This is a genomic window from Mucilaginibacter sp. A5337 (assembly GCF_059690695.1).
Genome location: NZ_JCAWEC010000004.1, coordinates 778741 through 785297, shown reverse-complemented (window position 1 = coordinate 785297; position 6557 = coordinate 778741). Strand labels below are relative to the sequence as shown.

The following is a 6557-nucleotide window of genomic DNA, read 5'->3' as shown; positions in this document are numbered from 1 at the left end:
GGGTAATGTCGATGTTCTTTAATAATGATCTTTTCCACTGTGTTTACTTTAATGTAAACCCATTTCCGGACAAGACAAACCTTTTGCACCTCTGGTGCAGCCTCTAATACTCTTAACTTAATGACATTGGCCGGTATCCGCTACTATCGCTAACGCAGCATCCGCTATTATTCAACCAACTGTCAAACAAAAAAATCGGTGTAATCAAAAATCAATCGGCGTAATCCCCAAAAACAAAAACAACTATTCACCTAATCCAACCCAATCAACCACTCACTTAAAAACCCTACCTTTGCGCGGTAAACTCAAAATTGCATGAGCGAAAAGATCTTAGTGATAGGCGCCAATGGCCAGATCGGCACCGAACTGGTAATGGCTTTGAGAAATATACATGGGGCCGAAGCAGTTATAGCTTCGGATATTAACAGTCCCACCTATGCTATGCGTGGCAGCAGCGGCCCCTTTGAATTGATCAATGTACTTGATAAAGATAACCTGCACCACATATTTGATAAACACCGCCCCACGCAGGTTTACCTTTTAGCTGCCATACTATCCGCCGTAGGCGAGCAAAAACCCAAAATGGCCTGGGACCTGAACATGACCGGCTTGCTGCATGTACTTGATTTTGCGGTTGAATTTAAAGTAAATAAAGTTTTCTGGCCAAGCTCAATAGCCGTTTTCGGTCCGCATTCACCACAGCATAATACACCGCAGTATTGTGTGATGGACCCTAACACGGTTTATGGTTTCAGTAAACTGGCCGGCGAACGCTGGTGCGAATACTACTTTAATAAATATGGTCTTGACGTACGCAGTATCCGTTACCCTGGACTGATAGGCTGGAAAGCTAACCCAGGCGGTGGCACTACCGATTATGCTGTACACATATTTCACCATGCTTTAAAAACCGGCTGCTACGAAAGCTTCTTAGCCGAAGGTACCGCCCTGCCCATGATGTACATGGACGATGCCATCAGGGCAACCATCAGTTTGATGGACGCACCCGCCGAAAAGATCAGCATCCGGTCATCATATAATCTTGCAGGCATCAGCTTTACGCCTGAGCAATTGGCAGCAGAGATCAAAAAACTGATCCCTAAATTTGAGATCAGCTACAGCGAAAATGATCCGCGACAGGCCATCGCCGATAGCTGGCCAAAATCAATAGATGATAGTTACGCGCAAAACGACTGGGGCTGGAAACTGGAGTATGACCTGCCTAAAATGGTAGCAGATATGCTGACTAATTTGAAAACGATAATTTAAGGTTAAAGGCGAAAGGATAAAATTTAAAGGTTTTTATCTATCGTTATATAAATATTATATTTACCGCCTTGTCTTTATAGGGCAAAGCTTTGTAAAACAACAAGGTTGATCTATCACTATCAACCATGAACAATGAACTAAAAAAACATGGGAAGAGCATTTGAATTCCGCAAAGAAAGAAAGTTTAAGCGCTGGGCCAAAATGGCGGTGCAGTTTACCCGTTTAGGTAAGGAAATTGTAATGGCTGTAAAAGCCGGCGGCGGCGATGTTAACACCAACTCGCGCTTACGTACTGCAGTACAAAACGCCAAGGCTGTAAACATGCCTAAAGACCGTGTTGAGGCAGCTATTAAACGCGCCAGCAGCCGCGATGAAAAAGATTACGAAGAGCTTGTTTACGAAGGATACGCGCCTTACGGCGTTGCTGTTTTGGTTGAAACCGCTACAGATAATACCAACCGTACCGTAGCCAACGTACGCAGTTACTTTACAAAATATGGTGGTTCGTTAGGTAAAACAGGCTCGCTTGATTTTATCTTTACCCGTAAATCGGTATTTACTTTTGAACCTGGCGACCGCGACCTTGAAGAGCTTGAATTTGAATTGATTGATGCCGGGCTGGAAGAAATATTTGTTGAAGCGGATGAAAATGGCAACGATATTGCAGTAATCCATACAGCTTTTGAAGATTTTGGTAAAATGCAAAAAGCATTGGAAGAACTGGGCATCGAAGTAAAATCGGCCAAATTGGAGCGTATTCCGCAATCATTCCATGCTGTTAACGAAGAACAGGTTACCGATATCATGAAACTGATTGACCGTTTGGAAGAGGACGACGACGTGCAGGCGGTTTACCACAATATGGCGGAATAATAGATCTCTTAATTTGAAGATGTGTTAATTTGAAGATTTGAAAATAATCTTGAGTAAGGCATCTTCAAATTTTCAATTTAATATGAGCCGTTTAAAATGTAGCCGTTTGAAGATTTGAAAATAACCTTGGGGCAAAGCATCTTCAAATTTTCAAATTAAAAAATTTTTAAATTTATATCATGCCATTATTAAACACACGAAAAGGCGAACGGAAAGTAAAAGTAACTTTTGCTAACGGGCTTCTTTTTGTTGAAACCGACGGTGGCAAACCCCAGGCTTTCCCATTAGAATGGTTTCCGAAGTTACTTAACGCTACCGACGAGGAACGTGAAGACTGGAGCCAGACCGAAAAAGGCATCCGGTTTAATAAGCTGGATGTGGACGTAACCCTATAATTGATTTGAAAATTTGAAAATGTGCTAATTTGAAAATGAGAAATCAAACCGGCATTTTCAAATTTTCAAATTCACTAATTTTCAAATTGACTAATGGTTTTTGAAGAATTTTTAAAGAAGAAAAGAATTGACCTTGCAGCGCTTGAACAAGGCGAACCGGCATTGTTTTCTGAATTTAAAGACCATTTTGAACAGATGGGTGAAAAAAGTTTCGACCATACCAAAAAGTACTGGTTTAATAAACTCAGGAGGCAGTTCCCTATTCCGCTTGAGGTGAAAACCGAAAAGGTACACATCAAAAACCCACTTGCCGAACAAACCATTACCGAAAGTTTGATAGAACCCGGCACAGCGGCCAAAATTGGTTTCACACCGAAGTTCCGTGCAGCGGCAGCACCAAAACCAGTGCCTCCTGTTGAAGAGCCTAAAAAGGAGTCAACAGAACCGGCAACACTGGAACCCCCATCGGCAGAAACTTCGCCGAAACCGGCGTTCAAACCACGCTTTAACGCAGGCATGGTAAAACCAAAAGCTGCAGAAACAGAGGCACCGGCAGAGGGTAAAAAAGAGGAAGCTGCGGCTACAGAACCTCAAACTCCTGCCTCGGAAATACCCGCGACTAAAATGGGCTTTAAGCCCCGCTTCAATGCCGGTATGGTAAAACCGAAACCCGTAGAAACAGAAGCGCCGGCAGAAGATAAAAAAGAAGAAGGGGCGACTACTGAACCTCAAAGCCCCGCCGCAGAAACACCGGCACCTAAAATGGGCTTTAAACCGCGCTTCAATGCGGCTATGGTAAAACCAAAGCCCGTAGAAAGCGAAGCAGCTGCTGAAGAAGAAAAACCTGCTGAAGAGCCAAAACCACAGGCATCCGAAGCACCTGCACCTAAAATGGGGTTCAAACCACGCTTTAACGCGGCTATGATGAAACCCAAACCGGCAGAACCGGAACAACCGGTTGAAGAGGTAAAATCATCAGCCGAATCTTCGCAGCCAGCCGTTGAAGAAGAAAAGCCTGCTTCTGAAACTCCTGCACCAAAGCTTGGCTTTAAGCCGCGATTTAACGCAGCCACAATGAAGCCCAAAGCCCCTGAAGCGTCGCCGGAAGATAAAAAAGAGGATAAGCCAACTGAGGAAACTCAGTCGCCGGCAACGGAAGCACCTGCACCTAAATTGGGATTTAAGCCACGCTTCAACGCCAAGAACCTTCCTAAGAAATCAGAGGGGGAAGAATAGGCCGTTTCTTATCAACAAGCTTATTGTCATTTCGATACGAGGAACGAGTGAGAAATCTTATACGCCCTGCAGAGCCCGCGTGCTGATCGGACTTGCTTGGCGTATAAGATTTCTCACTCGCCCCAACGCTATTGCCTTCCCCTGCTCAATCGAAATGACATTTTTATTTAAGACAACTTCGTTTAGCATAATTATAGCATAGCCGCCCTGTACAGCATGGATTGCTTTATCGTTTCTCCATAAGTGTTCGGAAGAAAATAAAAAGTTCAGGATTGTGCGATTCCCTCCCCTGGGAGGTGTAGGGAGGGGTTTCGCCGATATGTTTATTCGATTAAAATAGCGCATAAACCCCTCCCTGCTACTACACAACTCTGCCGCACCCCTCCCGAAGGAGGGAATTAAAAAATCTTCCGAACACCTGTGGTCGTTCCTCCTCGCAATGACATGGTTTTCTGTATTCCGCCACCGCCCGGCTCCTGCCGGGTGGTAACTATCCCCCGGCCTCTGGCCGAACCCTCCTACTTACTATGAGAAAACAGCCAGTGCAACAGATCAGGCTCATTAAAAGCGTTATCCCAGCTGTTGTGCCCGACACCGGGATATAAGGTAAACCTTGGTGTCCCTCCTGCTTCTTTAATAGCATCAACCATTACCTGCGAATGATCTGCCGGTACTACCGGGTCATTATTACCGTGGAAGATCCAGAGCGGAACTTTCCTGGCATACTTTTTTGCATTCAGGGTATTATCGCCTCCGCAGATAGCGAAAGCAGCCGCAAAGATCTTGGGTTCGCGACCGATGATCTCAAATGTGCCCATACCACCCATGCTGAGCCCACCTACGTAAACCCGGTGTTTATCTACAAAAGGCTTATCTAAAAACTGGTCCACCAACCCCATCAGCATGATCATAGCCATGGTTGGCGGGGCATCTTCCTGGAAAATGAATTTGCGCTTATTGGTGGCCGAATCGGTAACCTGCTTCACATTACTCCAGTAGCTTTTTGCCGGGCACTGCGGGAAAACTACAATGGCCTCATAAATTTCGCGCACACTATCCTGCAAAAGCCTTTGTGCTCCGTAAGCAAGCTGCGATTCGTTATTGTTTCCACGTTCACCCGAGCCATGTAACACAAACAACAAAGGATACTTCTGTCCCGGGTTAAAATGTTTTGGGAATAAAATACGATATGGCAGCGTATCCACTTTAAAGATAAAGCTGCCCCTGTCAAACGAGGTCAAATTTTGGGATTTGGCTAAAAAAGAGAATGCTAAGAGCAAGCTTAGCATTCCTGTGATTCGTATTATTTTGATCATGGGTTAAAATGCTTCTCTGTTTTATAACCTGCGTGAATATCGCTGTTGCTTCAAAACAAATTTAACCTCTTTAACGGCCTTTTGTTTATTTTTTTATGCCGAATTAATTTTTTGCAATTGCCGGGCTTTCAAAACCAAGCTTTTTCAAGCCTCCCTGCACTTCAGGACAGCTCATAAAAAGTTTCCATAACAAACCGGTACGATAATTTTCAATCATCACAACGATCGGCCCCTGGTCGATAGCTAAATAAGAGTTTGCATACCAGTTATGCGATTCGCTGAAAGCATCGGTAAAACCATATTCGCCCCAGATCTTATCACCCAGGTCGTAATAAAAATGGCGTAATGCTTTCATCGAATATTCCGGAGTATATGGAAATGCCGAGAGCGCCGCCGTTGGTGTAATTACACCCAGGTCGTTAGTTGGCGAATGTGCGTTATATCCTTCAAAGTTATCGCTGGCAGTCAATCCCCAGCAATTTTCGCCGTAGCCTCTAAACTTTTTGGGGTTATCAACACAGTAAGCATGATTAATCAATGTATGATTTTTATTTTGCTCCCAGTAGTCGGCATACTCATCTTTTAAGCCTTTGGGGTTAAGACCGAGAAACGAATACTGTGAAAAGAACAGCGGACCGCCATAATCAAAACCTAAGGGCAATTTAAAGCCATAAAAGGTTCTTCCATTCTTAAAGAAATCACTTTGCGCCCATCCGCGGTGATATACGTCAGCGCTAACCGGGTAACGTTGTGCCGATGCCGCCAGCACATAAGTTATCAAACACTCATTAAAGCCGTGAATAGGGAAATTCATGGCCCAGCCATTGTTAGGGCTCCAGTGCCAGTAAAGGTAGTCGCGGCCATCACGGGTAAACCAACTCCATTCCATTTCGCCCCACATCCAGTTAATCACGTCACGGATCCGGCGTTCTTTGGGGTCATCGGCAGTAAAGTACTGCCTTGCACATAACAAACCCTGAAAAAGATAAGCCGACTCCACAATATCAGCCCCATCATCCTTACGGCCAAAGCGGATCACTTTACCGGTTTCACCGTTTAACCAGTGCGGGAAAGCACCGTGAAAAGCATCGGCTTTGTATAAAAAGTTAACGATCTTCACCATACGGTCAACCGCTTGTTCATGGGAAACCCACTTGCGACTGTCGGCCACAATAAGCGACATAATGCCGAAACCAGAACCTCCCGTAGTTACCACCTCATTTCCGTAGTCAAAAGAAGTGTTACTGCGCTCACGGGCCAGGCCGCTAACCGGGTGTCCAAAATCCCAAAAATAGCGGAATGTTTGGCGCTGCACTACATCAAGCAGGGCGCTGTCTGTAAGGTTTTTGATAATGCCAACCGGCTTAATGCCATCTTCTGCTTTTTTTGCCGCCTTTTGGGCAAAAGCGCTCAGGGCAAGTATCATTAGCAAAGAGGGTAATATTAGTTTTTTCATTTAAGATATCAT

6 protein-coding genes are annotated in these 6557 nt (G+C 44.7%); 4 read left to right on the top strand and 2 right to left on the bottom strand.

Features of this window, described 5'->3' with window-relative positions:
- The first annotated feature begins 315 nt into the window (after positions 1-315).
- The 4 genes from AC59JO_RS17225 (at position 316) to AC59JO_RS17210 (ending at position 3773) form a co-directional block, all read left to right on the top strand.
- The gene (locus AC59JO_RS17225; protein WP_413669513.1) at positions 316-1269 is read left to right on the top strand and encodes an NAD-dependent epimerase/dehydratase family protein; all 954 of its coding nucleotides are present in this window, start codon (positions 316-318) and stop codon (positions 1267-1269) included.
- Positions 1270-1416: 147 nt separating this feature from the next.
- Positions 1417-2142, top strand: a complete 726-nt coding sequence (locus AC59JO_RS17220) for a YebC/PmpR family DNA-binding transcriptional regulator (protein WP_091220508.1) — start codon at positions 1417-1419, stop codon at positions 2140-2142.
- A 179-nt stretch (positions 2143-2321) separates the two neighbouring features.
- Entirely contained in the window at positions 2322-2537 is a 216-nt protein-coding gene (locus AC59JO_RS17215; RefSeq protein ID WP_112572358.1) for a DUF2442 domain-containing protein, read from the top strand.
- A gap of 93 nt (positions 2538-2630) precedes the next feature.
- A complete protein-coding gene (locus AC59JO_RS17210; protein ID WP_497306718.1) occupies positions 2631-3773 on the top strand; it encodes a hypothetical protein in 1143 nt (380 codons plus the stop codon).
- 518 nt (positions 3774-4291) lie between these two features.
- Here AC59JO_RS17210 and AC59JO_RS17205 read toward each other — a convergent pair.
- A complete protein-coding gene (locus AC59JO_RS17205) occupies positions 4292-5089 on the bottom strand; it encodes a carboxylesterase family protein (RefSeq protein ID WP_497306716.1) in 798 nt (265 codons plus the stop codon).
- 103 nt (positions 5090-5192) lie between these two features.
- Positions 5193-6545: a glucoamylase family protein gene (locus AC59JO_RS17200; protein ID WP_497306714.1), complete on the bottom strand. Its 1353-nt coding sequence runs from the start codon at positions 6543-6545 to the stop codon at positions 5193-5195.
- Positions 6546-6557: the final 12 nt, after the last annotated feature.

What these genes read in the sequence shown, in the direction of transcription:
- AC59JO_RS17210 (WP_497306718.1), top strand. Translation starts at nt 2,631, where the DNA reads ATGGTTTTTGAAGAATTTTTAAAGAAGAAAAGAATTGACCTTGCAGCG.
- AC59JO_RS17200 (WP_497306714.1), bottom strand. Translation starts at nt 6,545, where the DNA reads ATGAAAAAACTAATATTACCCTCTTTGCTAATGATACTTGCCCTGAGC.
- AC59JO_RS17220 (WP_091220508.1), top strand. Translation starts at nt 1,417, where the DNA reads ATGGGAAGAGCATTTGAATTCCGCAAAGAAAGAAAGTTTAAGCGCTGG.
- AC59JO_RS17225 (WP_413669513.1), top strand. Translation starts at nt 316, where the DNA reads ATGAGCGAAAAGATCTTAGTGATAGGCGCCAATGGCCAGATCGGCACC.
- AC59JO_RS17205 (WP_497306716.1), bottom strand. Translation starts at nt 5,089, where the DNA reads ATGATCAAAATAATACGAATCACAGGAATGCTAAGCTTGCTCTTAGCA.
- AC59JO_RS17215 (WP_112572358.1), top strand. Translation starts at nt 2,322, where the DNA reads ATGCCATTATTAAACACACGAAAAGGCGAACGGAAAGTAAAAGTAACT.